The 18,595-nt window shown below is 46.7% G+C and carries 16 protein-coding genes; 2 read left to right on the top strand and 14 right to left on the bottom strand.

Features of this window, described 5'->3' with window-relative positions:
* Positions 1 to 143: 143 nt before the first annotated feature.
* Positions 144 to 1,256 carry a citrate synthase gene (gene citZ / locus ACM1ND_RS08635; protein WP_028542893.1) on the bottom strand — a complete coding sequence of 371 codons (1,113 nt, stop codon included), beginning with the start codon at positions 1,254 to 1,256 and terminating at the stop codon, positions 144 to 146.
* Positions 1,257 to 1,601: 345 nt separating this feature from the next.
* Here citZ and ytvI point away from each other — a divergent pair, with 345 nt between their 5' ends.
* Positions 1,602 to 2,720 carry a sporulation integral membrane protein YtvI gene (gene ytvI / locus ACM1ND_RS08630; RefSeq protein WP_023987915.1) on the top strand — a complete coding sequence of 373 codons (1,119 nt, stop codon included), beginning with the start codon at positions 1,602 to 1,604 and terminating at the stop codon, positions 2,718 to 2,720.
* Positions 2,721 to 2,749: 29 nt separating this feature from the next.
* Here ytvI and ACM1ND_RS08625 read toward each other — a convergent pair whose 3' ends face one another.
* The 7 genes from ACM1ND_RS08625 to ACM1ND_RS08595 form a co-directional block, all read right to left on the bottom strand.
* Positions 2,750 to 3,148: an FxsA family protein gene (locus ACM1ND_RS08625; RefSeq protein ID WP_013309596.1), complete on the bottom strand. Its 399-nt coding sequence runs from the start codon at positions 3,146 to 3,148 to the stop codon at positions 2,750 to 2,752.
* Entirely contained in the window at positions 3,145 to 3,663 is a 519-nt protein-coding gene (locus ACM1ND_RS08620) for an acyl-CoA thioesterase (RefSeq protein WP_023987913.1), read from the bottom strand. Before ACM1ND_RS08620 ends, ACM1ND_RS08625 begins: the two co-directional genes overlap by 4 nt.
* A 134-nt stretch (positions 3,664 to 3,797) precedes the next feature.
* Complete coding sequence (gene pelA, locus ACM1ND_RS08615; RefSeq protein WP_254347926.1) at positions 3,798 to 5,087, bottom strand: pectate lyase; 1,290 nt, start codon at positions 5,085 to 5,087, stop codon at positions 3,798 to 3,800.
* A gap of 288 nt (positions 5,088 to 5,375) precedes the next feature.
* Positions 5,376 to 6,218 (bottom strand): phosphate ABC transporter ATP-binding protein PstB, encoded by an 843-nt coding sequence (gene pstB / locus ACM1ND_RS08610; protein ID WP_023987911.1) that lies wholly within the window; start codon positions 6,216 to 6,218, stop codon positions 5,376 to 5,378.
* A gap of 17 nt (positions 6,219 to 6,235) precedes the next feature.
* Positions 6,236 to 7,132: a phosphate ABC transporter permease PstA gene (gene pstA, locus ACM1ND_RS08605; RefSeq protein WP_023987910.1), complete on the bottom strand. Its 897-nt coding sequence runs from the start codon at positions 7,130 to 7,132 to the stop codon at positions 6,236 to 6,238.
* Positions 7,132 to 8,064 (bottom strand): phosphate ABC transporter permease subunit PstC, encoded by a 933-nt coding sequence (pstC, locus tag ACM1ND_RS08600; protein ID WP_254347924.1) that lies wholly within the window; start codon positions 8,062 to 8,064, stop codon positions 7,132 to 7,134. The genes pstA and pstC overlap by 1 nt, the downstream gene beginning before the upstream one ends.
* A gap of 106 nt (positions 8,065 to 8,170) precedes the next feature.
* Complete coding sequence (locus ACM1ND_RS08595) at positions 8,171 to 9,094, bottom strand: phosphate ABC transporter substrate-binding protein PstS family protein (RefSeq protein ID WP_025722004.1); 924 nt, start codon at positions 9,092 to 9,094, stop codon at positions 8,171 to 8,173.
* A 207-nt stretch (positions 9,095 to 9,301) separates the two neighbouring features.
* On the opposite strand from ACM1ND_RS08595, the gene ACM1ND_RS08590 reads away from it, so the two are divergent.
* Positions 9,302 to 10,198, top strand: a complete 897-nt coding sequence (locus ACM1ND_RS08590) for a LysR family transcriptional regulator (RefSeq protein ID WP_068940189.1) — start codon at positions 9,302 to 9,304, stop codon at positions 10,196 to 10,198.
* 98 nt (positions 10,199 to 10,296) lie between these two features.
* Here ACM1ND_RS08590 and pyk read toward each other — a convergent pair whose 3' ends face one another.
* The 6 genes from pyk to ACM1ND_RS08560 all read right to left on the bottom strand — a co-directional run bounded on the left by pyk (position 10,297) and on the right by ACM1ND_RS08560 (position 18,595).
* Positions 10,297 to 11,727: a pyruvate kinase gene (gene pyk / locus ACM1ND_RS08585; protein WP_023987907.1), complete on the bottom strand. Its 1,431-nt coding sequence runs from the start codon at positions 11,725 to 11,727 to the stop codon at positions 10,297 to 10,299.
* A 125-nt stretch (positions 11,728 to 11,852) separates the two neighbouring features.
* The gene (locus tag ACM1ND_RS08580; RefSeq protein WP_023987906.1) at positions 11,853 to 12,836 is read right to left on the bottom strand and encodes an acetyl-CoA carboxylase carboxyltransferase subunit alpha; all 984 of its coding nucleotides are present in this window, start codon (positions 12,834 to 12,836) and stop codon (positions 11,853 to 11,855) included.
* On the bottom strand, positions 12,837 to 13,730 hold the full coding sequence (gene accD / locus ACM1ND_RS08575) for an acetyl-CoA carboxylase, carboxyltransferase subunit beta (protein ID WP_013309586.1): 894 nt from the start codon (positions 13,728 to 13,730) through the stop codon (positions 12,837 to 12,839).
* A gap of 180 nt (positions 13,731 to 13,910) precedes the next feature.
* On the bottom strand, positions 13,911 to 14,099 hold the full coding sequence (locus tag ACM1ND_RS08570; protein ID WP_013309585.1) for a hypothetical protein: 189 nt from the start codon (positions 14,097 to 14,099) through the stop codon (positions 13,911 to 13,913).
* Positions 14,100 to 14,252: 153 nt separating this feature from the next.
* The gene (locus ACM1ND_RS08565) at positions 14,253 to 14,750 is read right to left on the bottom strand and encodes a phosphatidylglycerophosphatase A (RefSeq protein WP_023987905.1); all 498 of its coding nucleotides are present in this window, start codon (positions 14,748 to 14,750) and stop codon (positions 14,253 to 14,255) included.
* Positions 14,751 to 14,917: 167 nt separating this feature from the next.
* The gene (locus ACM1ND_RS08560; RefSeq protein WP_418027592.1) at positions 14,918 to 18,595 is read right to left on the bottom strand and encodes a DNA polymerase III subunit alpha; all 3,678 of its coding nucleotides are present in this window, start codon (positions 18,593 to 18,595) and stop codon (positions 14,918 to 14,920) included.

Raw genomic sequence — 18,595 nt, 5'->3', positions numbered from 1 at the left:
TTTCCTCCTCAGATATGAATGGGTACAGGACGAAAGACATGATCTTTATCACTGACAAAAACGTACATCTCTCGTCGTCCCCTCTATTGTACCTTATTTTTTAAATTCAGGGTATACAACCTCAATCTTCCTTCGACAAGGGGCTAGCGCAACTCTGGTGATACATATTTTTGATCCATTGGACCTGTATATTCGGCGCGAGGACGAATCAGGCGGTTATTTTCATACTGCTCTAAAATGTGTGCGGTCCATCCAGATACACGACTCACAGCAAAAATAGGTGTAAACAGGTCTCTCTTGATACCCAGTTGGGTATACACAGAGGCAGAATAAAAATCCACATTGGGCTTCAAGCCTTTTTGCCCTGTTACAATTCCTTCAATTCGAACTGACATATCAAACAACGTTGTGTCACCGTTCATTTCCCCCAGCTCGCGGGACATTTTGTGCAAGTGCTTGGCACGCGGATCACCGTTTTTATAGACTCGGTGTCCAAAGCCCATAATTTTTTCGCGGTTATCCAGTTTCGCCTGAATATAGGAGTCCACCTGATCCAAACCACCAATCTCCTCCAGCGTTTTGGCCACAGCCTCATTGGCCCCACCATGCAGTGGTCCTTTTAAAGCTCCAATAGCAGATGTGATTCCGGAATAAATATCCGACAATGTGGCTACCGTTACACGCGCAGCAAAGGTAGAAGCATTTAATTCATGATCGGCGTGCAGCACAAGAGCCTGATTGAACGCTTTAATAGCCGTCTCCTCTGGATCCTTGCCAGTCAGCTGATATAAAAAGTTTTCAGCGATGGAAATACCTTTTTTAGGCGCAATCGGCTCCAAGCCCTCGCGTATACGTGCTATCGCTGCCACAATGGTGGGCAATTGCGCCTGAAGCTTGACGGTTTTAGTCACATTAGACTCTCTCGACATATCATCCGCCTCTGGGTCATACAAAGCGAGAGACGATACGGCTGACCTCAAGGCAGCCATCGTGCTCAAATTTTTCGGGTATAACTTTAATTGAGTAACAATTTCATCCGGAATAGCAGCGTATTCGCTTAACTGGTTGCGAAGCTCCTGCAATTGCTCTTTATCAGGTAATTTTCCAAACCACAACAAATAAGCTACCTCTTCAAAATCGGCGTTAACAGCCAAATCATCAATGTTATAACCCCGGTACGTGAGAACGCCATCTACGATAGAGCTTATGGAGGAAGTGGTCGCTACGATCCCTTCCAGACCTTTAGTCGCTGTCATCGTTACATCTCTCCTTTGTAAAAACATTGTGAACGGACTTGCAATGTAAACATTTTCAAAAGTAAGATATGTCTTTTAAATAGCTGAGTAATGTTAACGCCATATGTCAATATTTAAACCTTCTTTCACTATACTGGATTTTGTCGTTTATGTGAACATTGAGGGCTATTCCAACACATTCAAATGTTTTATCGCTTCCATAAAGAATTTTTTGAAACCCCTTACAAAAATTATTGATTTATTTGCACTTTTTTACACAGGTCTTGTCTCCCCCCTTTCCCGCATATGTATAGTAGAGCATTTACTTTATGAAAAACTATCGCAAAAGAAAGGAGCCGTGAGAGCTTGAGCCGATTAATCCTGAATCGCATATTTCGTGCTCTATGGGTGGCAATCGTGATTGTAGCTCTGTTACTGGGCATATATGCGCTTTTCCCTCTCATCTATCCTTTCCTATTCGCCTGGCTTGTGGCTTATGCCATGAATCCACTGGTTAGTTTTCTGCGTAACAAAGCCCGTATGCCACGTTGGACGGCTGTCACGGTCTCATTATTTGTATATTTAGGTGGAATTGCAATTATCCTTTCTGCGGCAATCACCCGCATGGTCCGAGAAGTTATTAAGTTGGCCATGACTTTCGACGGACATATTGAGCGTTTTAAAAGTCTGTTTATCGATTGGACACAAAGCGATTTGATTCAAAATGTAATTATTGAAATTAACCATTTTATCCGGGATAATCCGGATTACCAACATACCATTAACAGTAATATTGATAAGACAACTCAAACCGTGAGTTCGGCTGTCACTACGCTAGTCGCTCAATTTTTTAATGGAGTTTTGAACTTGCTAACCTCTCTGCCTAATATGGGAGCAGTTCTAATGGTTATTGTATTAGCAGCCTTTTTTATTAGTAAGGACTGGGACCGACATAGTCGGATGCTCTCAAATACGGTTCCTGATACGATTCGCAAACCATTGTCGGATATATGGCACGATCTGCGTAAAGCACTGTACGGCTATTTGCGTGCACAGTTTATTATCATCTCCATTACGGCATTAACAGTCATTGTTGGGCTGTTCATATTGCGTGTGGAATCCGCCTTTACCATCGGTTTGATGATCGGGCTAGTGGACTTGCTACCTTATTTGGGGGTTGGCATTGTGATGATTCCGTGGATACTGTATGCGTATATGTCCGGTAATTTGGCACTAGGGGTAGGATTGTCGATCCTTTATATCATCCTGTTGATTGGACGACAGATCGTGGAGCCTAAGGTGCTGGCCAGCAGCGTGGGCTTGAACCCGCTTCCCACCCTCATCGGTATGTTCATCGGGCTCAAGCTGTTTGGCGTTTTAGGATTAATTATCGGACCTGTATCACTAATTGTCGTTGATGCACTGAATCGTGCGAATGTCATTCAGGACTTGCGCAACTATATTCTCGCTGGAAGAGTCCGATAGATCATGGATAGGAAAAACGGCAGCTCACGTCAAAACCGCCGAAACGTAATACTGCCGTTTTTCATTTTTTTCTCCAGCCACTTCAATAAAAAGCGTCGGTACAACGCTCGTGTTAAAGGGAATACCAACGTAAAACCAATAATATCTGTTAAAAATCCGGGGATAAGCAGCAAGCTCCCACCGAAAAAGACACATAATCCATCCAGCATTTTACGGCCGGGCATTTGCCCCCGGTTCATTTCATTTTTCGCATCGGCAATCACCTTACGACCTTCAAATTGCATCATGGCAGCCCCGATTAGGGTCGTCAGAATGATGAGTAAAATCGTTTTGCCCGCTCCAATCCAATGACTTACCCATATAAACCCGTACAGCTCCGCCAAAGGAATGAGCAGCAGCAACAGCCATAGACGTTTACGCATCATCATGACTTCTGCCCCTCCCCGCCTGTAAAAGCAAACCTTAATGCAGTGTACAGCTCAGGTAGCGCCTGATCTAGTCGAACAGGCTTCCATTCGGTGTTCAACCATACATGACGTGTCATCCCTGTGACAAGCAGTTCTCCCGGTAGCGTGTCTGCCTGGGTCCATACCTTTCCCAGATACCTTTGATGCTCATCGTCCGTTACCCGTCGAACCTCATAGGTATAGTTTAGACGTAGTCTAGAGAAGTCCGTAATTGCCGTATAAATGGTAATTAAATCATCATATCGAGCAGGACTCGCATATTTCGCATTGATTTCAATAACTGGCAGCAAGACTCCTCGTTCCTCCATGCTCCGATAGTTAAAGCCCGCCTGCCGGATCATTTCGGTACGCCCGATCTCAAACCAGTTCAAATAATTTGCATGATATACGACCCCCATCTGGTCGCTTTCCTGATAACGGACACGTAGCGGTGCGCCATACCAGCGTAATTCCGTTTGTTTCTCCTCTTGAGTCATACAAGCTCTCCTATCTTTGTGCATCTTTATCTCTATTTTGCCCTCTCTCCATTAAACCATATTTACAGCCCAGGAACAAAAAGAGGGCAGACCGACCGGTCCACCCTCGCAAATCATATATAATAATGCCTTTATTATTGTGGCAACGGCTTGGACAGTTTATAATATCCGCTATCCGAAGCCAGCTTAAGCAAACTCTTAGCCTGGCTTCCCGCCCAGGCGTAACCAAGTCGTCTTTCCTCACTAATTTTCATGATGTCGGTATACTTTTTGCCATCCCGGTCTGAAAAGAAATACTTATTGTCTTCCACATTATAGAAACGATACCACATTACGCTCGATGCATCCTTTTGAAAAAACTCCGGACCTTGACGATTGTATTTGATACCGTCGATTCGGTTCGCGTCGAACCATTTCAAAGCGCTCTGAGCCGCTTTTTTCACTTCAGCGGTTTGCGGCTGGGACATGAGAAAAGCAGTAATGCCTACTGATTCCGTAGTTGTTTTGGAAGGTAGCTCAAATGCCCGGGCTTCAACAGATGCATAAGTAGCCGGATCGTGCTGTGCACCCCAGATTGTCGGTGTACCATTATTTACAATTTGAGACTTAATTGTGTACTGGATACCTTTGTTTAGCGCTTGCTGAAGTCTGGAGCGAGATGCATCGTCCAAAATATCGCTATCAAACGGCTGCTTCTTGTTCACAATATCGTCAGCCAAAACCATAACTCTAACCATCGCATCATCATTATAAGTTACAGCATCGGAATAATTACCACGTTTAGGGTATACTTGCGGCCAGCCACCGGAGGAATACTGAGAGGTTAAAACGAAGTCAATTGCTTTTTGTACACTGTTCTTAATGTCTTTATTTTTTGTTTTTTTGTATACATCCGCCAAAAAGCGAATCTCGGTTGTCGTGGCCTCGTTATCGAACGTTCCGAGCTCAACACCATCCTTGCTCTTCCATGTGGAGCGTGCAGTTTTGCCATCCCATTTGGATTTATAATTCTTTTCCATAGCTTTGAAGAATCCGCCATGTGGTAATTGCCAGGATACAATATTTAAGGCAAGTGTAGTATCCTTGGATGTATTCCCCGTAGAGAACTTGCTAAAGTCGCGCATTTTGTTCAGGAGGCTGTCTGTATTCACAACAGCGGTTGGCTTCGTCACAGCCGACAGCCCAAATAATTGCTCACGATCCAAAACACCTGAATTTACACCGTCACCATAAACGTCCCGTCCCACAGCTGAATCTGTGGTAAGCTCATAAGAAGCAGTCGCCGATTCACGTCCTGAATCATATGTAGCCGGCACCATCTCCTGTGCCGCAGCCCATGAGGGACTTAGGAGTCCTGACGTTACTGTAATCGCCAAACTTGAAAGCGCTAACATCTTTACGGTTGGACACATCTTCTTCTTCATTTGAACCTCTCCCTTATTTTGAGTTGGGTAATTGCGTTCAGTTTAACCCTATATATTCTTGCTGAAGATTCTTTTTGATAGCGAAGGGAACTAAACCACTATTTATGCATGATAAATAGTTAGTTGTATTATATGAAAATATACCCAAACGATCAATATATTTTAATTTACTAATAGATTAAAAAAGTTACAAAACGTTGAAAACAATAAAAATCCTCTTACTAATGCTGGATTAGTAAGAGGATTTTACGTGCAGCTAATATATAGTAGGTCGATGAGCAACATCGCTTAACCAAATCGACCCATGATGTACTCCTGAGTCAGCTCATTTTCAGGATTCGTGAAAATATCGTTCGTTTTCCCATGTTCAACCAGACTTCCGATATAAAAATAAGCAGTATAATCGGAAATTCGTGCAGCCTGCTGCATATTGTGCGTCACAATAACGATGCGCAGTTCTTTTTTTAATTCGGTAATGAGCTCTTCTACCTTGCCTGTAGACACAGGGTCCAGCGCGGAGGCTGGCTCGTCAAGCAATAGAATTTTCGGTTGAACGGATAGTGCACGTGCAATGCAAAGCCGCTGCTGTTGCCCGCCAGACAGCGCCAGAGCGGAGTCGTGAAGGCGATCCTTGACCTCATCCCATAATGCTGCTTTACGCAGGCTGCTTTCGACGATTTCATCAAGCTGTTTCTTCTTGCGCACCCCACGGTATTTGGGACCGAAGGCGATATTATTGTAAATAGATTTGTAAAAAGGGTTGGGACGCTGCCACACCATGCCAATTTGCTGACGCAGCTTGATCACGTCCGTTTCCGGTGCTGTCAAATCCTGTCCATCCATCCAGATGTGACCCGTTGTAGAGGAAGATGCAATCTCATCATTCATCCGATTAAGGGAGCGCAAAAAGGTCGATTTACCGCAGCCGGAAGGCCCGATCAGGGCAGTCACTGTCTGCTCGGGAAAGGCCAGATTCACTTTTTTCACAGCCTCAAAGCTGCCATAATAAATACTCAAATCCTCAGTACTGAACGGATGAGGCGGTTGCCCCGCAAGCTGTTCCGAACGCGTAGACTGAACGGATGTTGCTGGTGCGGCGGTTTTTGCCGTTCGCGTAATCACATGTTCCATTGTTCTTCATCCCCTTTCTAATCCATACGTTTGGCAGCTGTCAGACGGCGGTATACAACTCTTCCGAACCATCTTGCACTCAAGTTGAATGCAAGCACAAGCAGCACCAGTACGGCAGAAGCGCCTGCAGCAATATCTTTGGAGTCAGGAGCAATCCCCTCACTGTTGACCTTCCAAATATGAACAGCCAATGTTTCAGCAGGTCGCATCGGGTTAATAGGCGATCTGGCATGCAATGGATTCCAATCGGTAAAATCAAGCGGCGGCGTACTCATCCCTGCTGTAAACAGCAATGCGGCGGCTTCCCCGAAAATACGGCCTGCGGCCAAAATCGTACCCGTAATCAAGCTTGGCAGCGCAGCTGGCAACAAAATGGAGGTGATGATTTTCCACTTGGATAATCCAAGCGCGAGTCCAGCTTCCTTTTGCTCCTTCGGCACAGCTCGGAAAGCCTGCTCAGTTGTGCGAACCATCAGCGGCAGGTTGAATACGGCCAAAGCCAAGGCACCTGATAAGAGGGAAAAGCCAAAATCAAACGTATTTACGATAAGTAGTAGTCCAAACAATCCGATGACGATAGACGGGAAGGAGGACAATACTTCGACGACAAGTCGTATAAAGTCCGTAATTTTCCCCGGCTTTGCATATTGCGCCATGTAAATACCTGCGCCCCAGCCAATCGGAATGGTGATAATCAAAGTTAAGATTAACAAAAATACGGAATTAAATAGTTGTGGGCCAATGCCACCGCCTGCACGTAATGTTTGGGGAGCACTGGTTAAAAAGTCAAAAGAAATATGACTGACTCCGCGGGCCAAAATGAAGCCCAGTAATCCCACCAAAAGCGCAACAATGAACAAGGCGAAGAAACAGATTACAAATGTAGCGATCTTGTCGGTCGTTTTAGCTTTCATCAAACCCGGTTTCTCCTTTCAAGCAGCCTTACCAGCAGCACGAAAATGAATGTCATGAGCAGAAGAACAAGCGCCATGCTCCAGAGAGCATTGTTATGAACGGAGCCCATCGCTGTATTCCCCATGCTAAGCGTAATGACGCTGGTCAAGGTCGAAGCGGATTCCAGCAAGGAATGCGGTATGTGCGGAGCATTCCCGATTACCATCTGTACAGCCAACGCTTCTCCGAAGGCACGAGCCATACCGAGAATAATTCCTGTTAAAAGAGCAGGCAGCAGCGTCGGAATAATAACACGGGCAATTGTCTGCCAGCGGGTAGCACCCAAAGCATAAGAGGATTCACGCAGCCCCCCCGGTAAGGAAGACAATGCATCCGCCATAATACTCGTAATCGTCGGCAAAATCATGACTGACAACACTAGGCAGCCTGCCATTATGCCAATGCCTTGTCCTCCAAACACGTTCCGCAGCAGCGGGACGATGACGGTCAAGCCGACAAAGCCATATACAACCGACGGAATACCGGATAATAATTCAATCGCGGGTTGAAGGATACGTTTACCCGATTTCGGCACGATTTCCGTCATAAATAAAGCTGCACATAAGCTGAGCGGACTGGCAATTAAAGCCGCCAGTATGGTTACTGCAAAAGAACCCGTAATAAACGGAAGCGCGCCGAAGGACTTAGGCTCGCCATCCGGGCTCCATTTGGTTCCAAAGAAAAACTCTCGCAGACTGACTCCATTCACCGCAAATGTAGCTACACCTTTGGAGGCAACAAAATATACGATGGAGACAATGACTGCAACTAAAAAAACGACACAAACCGACGTATATATGCGGCCGGTCCATTCTTCCCAGTAATGTCTTTCTTTCAAAACTCGGGATCGTTTATTCTGTTCCATGTATGCCTTCCCTTCAATTGGTTCCATACTGTAACTCCTTTAACCGAAGAATAGAGGCAGGACGCTAGTCCGCCTCTTCTTCGTGAATATACTCGCGTTAGCTGCGTTCATCGAACAGGAGGTGTGACTCTCCTTATTTCGTGATATTACCGTCAGCATCACGTTTCACTTGCATACCTGCTACTGGAATGTATCCCAAGTCTACGACATCCGTTTTTTGGATTTCATCTGACAGAATGTAGTCAAGGAATGCTTTCACATGCTCTTTTGGCTCACCTTTAGTGTACATATGCTCGTAAGCCCATACTGGATATTTACCTTGTTCTACATTTTCAACGTTAGCTTCAACGCCATCATATTTCAAAGTAGTTACTGTGTTGTCGATGTAGGACAGAGCCAGATAACCAATCGCACCCGGTGTTTCAGCAATCAGCTTTTTCACAGTACCGGAGGAATCTTCTTGAATGGAGCCCGGCAGATCTTCCGTTTTTTGTCCCAATGCGTATTTTTCAAATGTTGCACGAGTACCGGAGCTGCTTGGACGGTTTACGATAACGATTTTTTGATCTGCACCGCCAACTTCTTTCCAGTTCGTGATTTTACCTGTAAAGATTTGTACCAATTGATCTTTTTTCAGATCTGTAACGCCTACTTTAGGATTCGCTACCGCTGACATGGCTACAACAGCTACTTGGTGATCGACCAGTTCATCTGCGCCGCTCTCCAGTTTTTCTTTTGCAAACACGTCGGAGTTACCGATGTCCGCTTGTCCGCCGGAAACTTGAGTCAAGCCAGTACCGCTACCGCCGCCCTGTACTTGAACTGCAATGCCTTTATATTTATCGACAGCCATAAATTTTTGTCCCGCTTGCTCTACCAATGGTTGAAGTGCAGTGGAGCCAACAGCCAGAATATTTCCTGTCAGTTCAGCAGCTGCTTTATTGTCTGTTCCTGTAGCAGCTTCTCCTTGTGGTGCAGCATTGTTACCTGATCCGCAAGCTGCAAGTGCAAATACCATGGTGAGAGTCATCAGAATGAACGGCCATTTTTTCAACATTTTTTATTGTCCTCCCCTTAGTTAAGTGACGGTTTTTTATTTATGACCATCAACACTTTTACATTGTAGGCCTGGAATGTTAGACGAACGACGTGGTTTTGTAAAACAAATATAAAATATTGATAGATAAATTATTTTTCGGTATATAATTAATCTATAGTTTGAAATTCACATATGAATGACATATAAGGAGAGCTGCTGGATTCCATGAATATTCTAAAATTGCGTATCTTGATGCTGATCGACAAATTCCATAAGGCGACGGATGTGGCCGAAGCTTTGCAAGTCAAACAACCTACCGTCAGCTTTCATATGAAAAGCTTGGAAAAGGAAATGGGTGTTTCCCTATTCTCTCTTCAACAAGGCAGGATTATGCTAACGGAAGCTGGAAAAAAATTATTACCTTACGCAAAGCAGATCATCTCTCTGGAGCAAGAAGCTAGACAAGCTGTAGATGAACTGACAGAAGAGTCACAGGGTCAATTACATCTGAGTGCAGAGTCGATATCAGGTACGTATCTCCTCCCCACTTTGATGGCTAAGTTTGCTCAACGATATCCAGATTGTCGTATTCAGTTGGAGATTCAATCCCCGGATGCCATTAAGCAGCTACTGAAACAGGGAGAAATTGATTTTGCTTTTCTCGACGATAGAGATTCTCTTCCAGAGTATACGGTGGCAGAGCCAGTGGCTTCAGATCAAGTAGGAGTTATCCGTTCTGCATCTGCACTTGCACCTGCATCCATATCAGAGGAGTTCGATGGACCCGATATGCTGGACAAGCACACATGGGTAAAATATAGCGGTTCATCAGTTGTAGATCAGTATTCCTCGCTAGTTAAGCCTCATCTGGAAATCAACTCTTGGGAAGCGGTAAAGCAAGTCGTAAGCGGCGGAGAAGCGCTTGCCTTCTTTCCTGCAAGTGGAGTCGATAATAATGAAAATGCTGTTCCCTCGGTGGAATGGCTTCCTTATCCCGAGGCTGATAACAAAAGGAGTCATTATCAAATAAACATCGTGTACCAACAAGATACACACATGAACTTGACGCAACAGGCATTCCTTGATTTCATACGACGAGAAGGACTGGAAATAAAAAGCTAGAGAACATAAAAAAAGAGCATCCAAGTCTTATTGACTTGAATGCTCTTTTGCTTGTTGTAACGAATACATACAGCCTCGGTATTATTTCGAGACTTTAATTACGCTTGTGCTGGAACGCAGCTAATTTTGATCAGGTTCGTAGAACCGGAATCACCAAGAGGTACGCCCGCAGTAATCACAACCAAATCGCCCTCTTTAACGAGGCCAGATTTGCGACCGCCTTCCAGCGCATTGTCAAACAGACTATCTGTTGTGTCAACGACTGGTCTGCCTTGTACTGCATGTACACCCCAGATCAGAGCCAAACGGCGAACTGTTCTTTCCTGTGTTGTAACAGCAACAATCGGAGCTTCAGGACGGTATTTAGAAATCATACGCGCCGTTGTTCCGCTTTGTGTGGACGTCAGGATCGCTTTGGCATGCAGGTCAAGCGCAGAAATAGAAACGGATTGGCTGATTGCTTCTGTAATACTAATTTCTTGAGCCGTTCTTTGTTTTTTGAACAAATCACGGTAGTTCAGAGAAGACTCAGCTTTTTCTGCAATACGTGACATCGTCAATACGGATTCTACCGGATATTTACCCGCAGCTGTTTCGCCGGACAGCATAATTGCGTCTGTTCCGTCAAAAATAGCATTCGCCACGTCACTTGCTTCCGCACGAGTCGGACGCGGGTTACGTTGCATGGAATCCAGCATTTGTGTTGCCGTAATAACAGGCTTGCCAGCAACATTACATTTGTTAATCATCAATTTTTGCGCCAGAGGCACTTCTTCAGCAGGAATTTCCACACCGAGGTCACCACGAGCAACCATCAGGCCATCCGAAGCTTCCAAAATTTCATCCAGGTTGTCAACACCTTGCTGATTTTCTATTTTGGAGATGATTTGAATATGACTTGCGTTGTGTTTCGCCAGCAATTCGCGGATTTCCAGCACATCACTTGCTTTACGAACAAAAGAAGCCGCGATGAAATCAATGTCCTGCTCAATACCGAAAATGATATCATTAGCATCTTTTTCCGTAATACCAGGCAAAGAAATAGCGACGCCTGGAACGTTAACGCCCTTCTTGCTCTTGATCGTTCCGCCATTAACAATGCGGCATTTGATTTCAGTGCCTGATACTTCAATAACGGTGAGTCCGATCAGACCATCGTCGATCAGAATGGTGGAGCCGGGCTCCACGTCCGAGGGAAGATCTTTGTACGTAATAGAAATACGATCTTGCGTACCGAGAATTTCTTCCGTTGTCAGCGTAATGAACTCGTCCTGAACAAGCTCAATAGGTTCAACTTCGAGCTTTCCTGTCCGGATTTCCGGCCCCTTCGTATCGAGCAAAATAGCAACGTTCTTGTTAAGCTCCTTACAAGCTTGACGGATGTTTTTAATCCGGTTGCCATGCTCCTCGAAATCACCGTGAGAGAAATTCAGGCGGGCTACGTTCATACCAGCCAAAATCAGTTTCTTCACATTTTCCAATGACTCACTGGAAGGACCGATGGTACATACAATCTTAGTTTTGCGCATTTGGGTTTTTCCTCCGTTTTCAAAGGTGCTACTCTTTATATCTTTTTCCAACAATTAAATCTACTACACTTTTTCCTATTTGTATAGGAAGTTCGTCATATTTATTGTTACCCGTTTACAGCGTATTACAACATAGGCTCAGATTCCGAAGACTTCAAGAAGGTGTATTGACCTATTTTTCGGAATTTTTGATACCGATCTTCCCTCAATTCATCGCAGCTCATATTCGTAAGGTCTGCCAAATGACGTTCCAATAGCTCCTTGATTGCGGCAGCGGTCACTTCATAGTTACGATGCGCGCCCCCTTTCGGCTCCGGCACAATATCCTCGATAATTTCCATGCGCAGGAGGTCATTAGCCGTAATCTTCATGGCTTCAGCTGCCTGATCGGCCTTGGAAGCATCTTTCCATAGAATCGAGGCAGCACCATTTGGAGAAATGGCCGAATAAATGGCATGTTCCAGCATCAGCACACGGTTACCAACTGCAAACGCAAGCGCACCGCCGCTTCCACCCTCGCCGATGACCACACAAATAACAGGCACCGAAAGCTTTGCCATCTCCCGCAAGTTGCGGGCAATCGCTTCCGATTGACCTCTCTCCTCTGCTGTATTACCCGGATAAGCGCCCTTCGTATCAATGAATGTAATAATTGGGCGTTTGAATTTATCAGCCTGCTGCATCAGACGCAAGCCTTTACGAAATCCTTCCGGATGAGCACTACCAAAGAAACGTGCAATGTTATCTTTCGTATCCTTACCACGCTGTTGACCAATGACGGTCACCGGAATACCATTTAGCTTGGCAATTCCGCCCACAACCGCCAGATCGTCTCCAAACAAGCGGTCGCCGTGTAATTCAATAAAGTCCGTAAACACCTGCTCAATCAGATCAAGAGACGTTGGTCTTTGATGATGACGGGCCAAATGCATTTTTTGTGGTGCTGTAATGTTCGAATATATTTCTTCTTCCATCTCGAGATAACGGTCCTCGAGACGGTTGATTTCATCTGTAAAATCAATTTGCTTATCCTGTCCGAATTGCTTGAGTTCTTCGATCTTCTGTCGCATCTCGACCAGGGGCTTTTCATAAGGCAATTCACCAGCCATCTATTCCACCCCTTTCACACTGTGCAGATCAAGCAGTTGCCCGAGGGTATCACGCAGTTCCTTGCGGTGTACAACCATATCCAATTGTCCGTGCTGCAAATTAAATTCGGATGTTTGAAAATCATCCGGCAACTTCTGTCTGATTGTCTGTTCAATTACAATACGCCCTGCAAAGCCGAATACAGCTCCTGGCTCCGCAATATTAATATCTCCAAGCGTAGCAAAGCTGGCGGATACTCCGCCTGTAGTCGGGTCGGTGATAACAGAAATATAGAGCAAGCCCTGCTCATCCAGACGAGCAAGAGCTGCACTTGTTTTGGCCATCTGCATCAAGCTTAAAATACTTTCCTGCATACGTGCCCCGCCAGAAGTTGAGAAAATAATTAGCGGCAGACGCTTGTCTATTGCTTGCTCAATGGCGCGGGTAATTTTCTCTCCTACGACCGAACCCATACTGCCGGTAAAAAAGTCAAAGCTCATCACAGCAACGACAACAGGATGTCCATAAATAAGGCCGTCGCCTGTAACGACAGCCTCTCGCAAGCCAGATTTCAGGGTCTGTTGCTCCAGCTTGCTCGCATATCCCGGAAAGTCCAGCGGGTCAACCGAAATCATATCTGCATCATATTCCGTAAATGTGTCTTCGTCGAGCACCATGCGAATGCGATCCATTGCATTCAAACGCATATGGTATCCGCACACCGGACACACTTTCAAATTTTTCTCTAGTTCTTTGCTGTATTGAATACTTCCGCACTTGCCACATTTGGTCATAAGACCTTCGGGAATTTCCCGTTTGGGACGATCCGGCATGTCCGCTTGATCGCCGCTCAGCGCCCGTTCCGAAGGGATGGTCGCGTATTTACGCTTCTTTTGGAATAAATCTTTAAACACAACTACACCTCTCCAGCCGTTTATTTGTCAGCCGTAACCGATACAAGGTCCTCTGCCGTCTATGCGGCACCTCTAAGCATTATGTTCATACACACGTCAACGCCTGTTACTAAAACATTACCGCCGATCGTGCATCCTTTGTTCCACTCATGCTGCTGTATCACTTCCGCCGTTCCGGACTCAAGGGCGCAAAATCGAATTAAGCACTTCCTGTATTTCTTCGACTTCACCCGAAGGCACAAGTATCTCAAACTGTTGCTTGGATGCGCTGATGGCCCGGGCCTGCACCATAAAACCTTCTTCAGACAGTTTGAGCTTAATCATGTCAGCCAGTCTGGCCGTCGGTGCAATATAAATCACCGTCCACATGCCTTGTTTCTACCCCCTAAGCCTCAAGTTTTGAGCCCATATAATAGACTCATGATAACATACCTTACTTTTTTCCCGCAACAAAAGCCCTCCTGATCATTCAAGTTCCGTCGGAGGGCCTAGAAAATCATCAACTCTGTCCACACAGGTCAATTAAGCATCCAATGATGCAGGATAATGCTTAGCATGGAGGCTCCGATGTGCAATGCGCGAAGAAGCAGCGGCAGCCAGTCCGGCGACAAGATCGTCTAAAAACACATGAATACCACTGCCTTTTTGGTTCAGCTGTTCAATAATCCCCGTCTTTTCCTTATCCAGATAACCAAAACTGGTTAAGCCGATCATACCGTACACACTCGTAATTCCAAGAGCCAGTGTCTCGTCCACTCCGTACAGCGGTTCGTCAGCCTCCATAATGGCTTGCAATGGCTGGGGGAGAAGTTTTTTTTCGGCCAGTTCATCAAGCGCAATACCTGTGAGCAACGTATATTGAACCTCGCGCTTTTGCAAAACCGCTTTGACACTGTCTATACATTCTTCCATCGTCAAATGAGGATAATATTTTAGCTGAAGCTGAAAAACAATGTCCGCAATGGACTCGATCCGAATGCCTCTGCGATTTAACAAAGTTTCTGCATATTCATAGGACATAATTTCCCTCCCGCTTTCACCGTGCAGTTCTATTCTTTCACCGTACGGGACCTTATGGTGCAGGGTACGTGTTGAATCTCCTGTTCCGCCAGTTTTCCAAGTGTATGCGGGAGGGAAGGAAAATGTTCATTAAACCGTTACAATAAGGGCGCTTTGCTGTGTGCCTATCATTTGACTTTCACCGTGCCTTCACCCAACATCGACTCCATTTGATCAAAAAGCTGAGGAGAAGGCTTAATGTTGTAAGCATCGCTCAACGCAAGCAGACGCTGGTTGCTCTCATAAAAAAGCACGGTAGGCATAGCACCGGGATGCTCCTGTAGCAGTGCCTTGAGACTGACCAGCAAGCTGGCGTCCTCCTCGGCCTGGCGGGTGATTTTGACAAACACCCGCTGACGAGTGGTCGGCTCCACGCTGCGCGGGACCGGCACCTGTTCACCGCGATCCGCTTCGGCTCCGCGCGGTGAAGCAGCCGTCACGGGACGGGCCACCTTCGGCTGAGGCGAAGCAGATGCAGTGGCTGCCGAAGGCGAGGGTGACACACGCGGCGCTCTCCCGCCTGAGCCGCCAGCAGCAGAACCAGCAGCTGGTACGGATGCTCCAGCTGTGGCGGACGAGCGTGTACTGGCACGTCGGCGCTGGAGGAGCCGTGCCAGCGAGTCTTCCGCCAGCGGGGCGGTCTCATCCGCAAGGAGCTTGAAGTGCTCGTCCTGCTGCTGCATCTTGGCTCGAAGCGTAAGCAAAGCTCCCTTTTCAATCCACTGCTGGCTTCGCTTCCATACCTCAGGAAACAGCACAACCTCACAGCGCTCAATCTGATCCTCCAGCTCAATAAAGGCCATAGCCTTACCCTGCTTGGTCGTAATCGTTTTGAGTGACACTACCATGCCTGCAGTCACAACAACCGTTTCATCAGGGACATCGCCCAGCTCCATCAAACGATCCGCCTCGCTGCTTTCCAACAGCGACTCAAAATCATCCAACGGATGCCCCGATAAATACAGTCCCAGCAGTTCACGTTCCAGCTCTAATTGCTGGCTGGCACTAAATTGGGGTACATTGGGATATTCGATATCCCAATTGGGCATTTCCACAAAACCAAACATATCAATTTGCAAGTCATCCCGTTCCTTGCGCCATTTGACGGCTGCATCCACCGTTTCATCCAGCATGGCAAGCAACTGTGCCCGATGACCCGTCAACGAATCAAAGGCCCCTGCCTGAATAAGCGATTCAATTACTCTCTTATTACATACCCGCAAATCGACACGTCGACAAAAATCGAGCAGGCTGTCGAAAGGCCGTTCCTTGCGAACAGCGAGAATGCTCTCCATCGCCTGTGTGCCGACATTTTTAATTGCAGCCAGGCCGAAGCGGATGCCTCCCTGCTGTAACGGAGTAAACAGCACCCCGCTCTCATTCACATCAGGTGGCAACACTGCGATATCCATACGACGGCATTCGACAACATATTCAGCCACTTTTCGATGACTTCCCATCACCGCTGTCAGCATTGAAGCCATAAATTGTACCGGATAATGGGCCTTTAAATAAGCCGTCTGAAATGCTAGCACACCATAAGCAGCTGCATGGGCACGCGGGAAGCCGTAGTCAGCAAAACGGACAATCATATCGTAAACCCTTCCGGCCTCCTCCTCCGTATATCCCTGCTTGATACTGCCTTCGACAAAATGCCCGCGCTCCAGATCCAGCACTTCGCGCTTTTTCTTGGACACAGCCCGGCGCAACAGATCGGCTTCTCCCAGGGAAAAACCCGCCATGCGCGAAGCAATCTGCATGATTTGCTCCTGATACACAATAATACCGTACGTGTCCTTTAAGATCGGTTCCAGGTCAGGATGCGGATAAGAAATCTCAATCTGACCATGCTTGGCCTGTATAAAGTTAGGAATAAAGCCCATCGGGCCCGGACGATACAAAGCCAGGACAGAAATGATATCCTCGAATACACTCGGCTTCAAATCCTTGAGTACCCGGCGTACACCGGCCGACTCCAGCTGGAATACGCCTCCTGTATCTCCTTTGCCCAGCAAGTCATAGGTATGTGGATCATTATCGGGAATACGGCTAAAATCAGGCGTTTCTCCATGGTCTTCCGCAATCCAGTGTATGCACCGTTCAATAATGGAGAGTGTACGCAGCCCAAGGAAATCCATTTTAAGCAAACCAATGCGCTCTAGATTTTCCATCGAGTACTGCGTCAAAGGTACCCCTTCACTCCCCTCTTGAAGCGGAACCGCATCGGTCAATGGAGTCCGCGAAATGACAACACCTGCTGCATGTGTCGAAGCATGACGAGGCATTCCTTCAACCTTGATCGCCATATCCAGCAGTTCACGTGTCTTGGGCTTCGTTTCATATAGCGTTTTCAGCTCCGGGGTAATTTCCAACGCATGACGGATATTAATGCCTAGCTGCGCCGGAATCAGCTTGGCTGCCTTGTCCACCTCGCCATATGGCACGTTCAATACACGACCGACGTCACGGACAGCGGCTCTTGCCGCCAGCGTTCCAAAGGTAATAATTTGCGCTACATGCTCATTTCCGTACTTTTGTACTACATAGTCGATAACCTCGTCACGCCGTTCATCACTAAAATCAATATCTATATCCGGCATACTAATTCGTTCGGGATTCAGAAACCGTTCAAAGAGCAGGTTGTATTTCATCGGATCGACATTCGTGATGTTAAGCACATAGGCAACCAAACTGCCTGCTGAGGAACCCCGCCCCGGTCCCGTTGCTATCTTATGCTTATGAGCGAAGGCAATAAAATCCCATACAATCAGGAAATAATCGCTGAAACCCATACTGTCAATGGTATTTAACTCATAGTTTAGCCGTTGGTTCAGCCTTTCCCGTTCCTCCAGCTGCTCCCATCCGGGATCGCTTCCATAGCGACGCTCTAGCCCTTGCACACACAGATTGCGTAAATAGGAAGAAGAGGTCATTCCTTCCGGCAGCGGACGATATTCAGGCAAAATGGATTGACCGAATTCCAGCTCCAGTTCGCATTTTTCAGCAATACGCACCGTGTTGGCGATGGCTTCTGCCACATGCGGGAATAAACGAGCCATATCCTCCTGACTTTTCAGATACAACTGACGTGTTGGTATACGCAAGCGCTCCTCATCGTCAACTGTCTTCCCTGTCCCGATACAGATCAGAACGTCCTGCACGTCTGCATCTGGCTCAGTCAAGTAATGCACGTCATTCGTCGCCACCAGTGGAATATCCAGTTCCTTCGCCAGTGCGATCAAGAGAGGATTTACGCGTTTTTGCTCCGATAGACCATGATCCTGGAGTTCCAGATAAAAATCATCGCCAAAAATGTTACGATATCGCTCCGCTGCTCGTCGTGCTTCAGCTTCCCGACCATGCAGTAAATGCTGCGGCACTTCACCGCCCAAACAAGCGCTCAGGCATATGATGCCTTCATGATGGGCAGCCAAAGCCTCCATGTCGATGCGCGGCTTGTAGTGAAAGCCCTCCAAATGGCCGATGGAGCACAGCTTCATCAGATTTTGATAGCCTGTTTTATTTTTGGCGAGCAAAATTAAATGATATATGGGCTGATCCTTCCGGCTGCCACGCTCCTTGCGCGATCCTGCCGTCATATAGGCCTCACACCCGATAATCGGCTTAATGCCGTTTTCTACACACGCTCTATAAAAAGGAATGGCACCGTACATGACCCCGTGATCTGTAAGGGCCAGCGCCTTCATTCCGTAAGCTGATGCCTGTTTGACCAACTCCGCGGTACGAGCCGCGCCGTCCAGCAGGCTGTACTCGCTATGAACATGCAAATGCACAAATGAACTCAT

Origin of the sequence: Paenibacillus sp. JJ1722 (assembly GCF_048282685.1) — a bacterium.
Lineage (GTDB): Bacteria > Bacillota > Bacilli > Paenibacillales > Paenibacillaceae > Paenibacillus > Paenibacillus polymyxa_B.
This window is presented reverse-complemented; position numbering and strand designations above follow the sequence as displayed.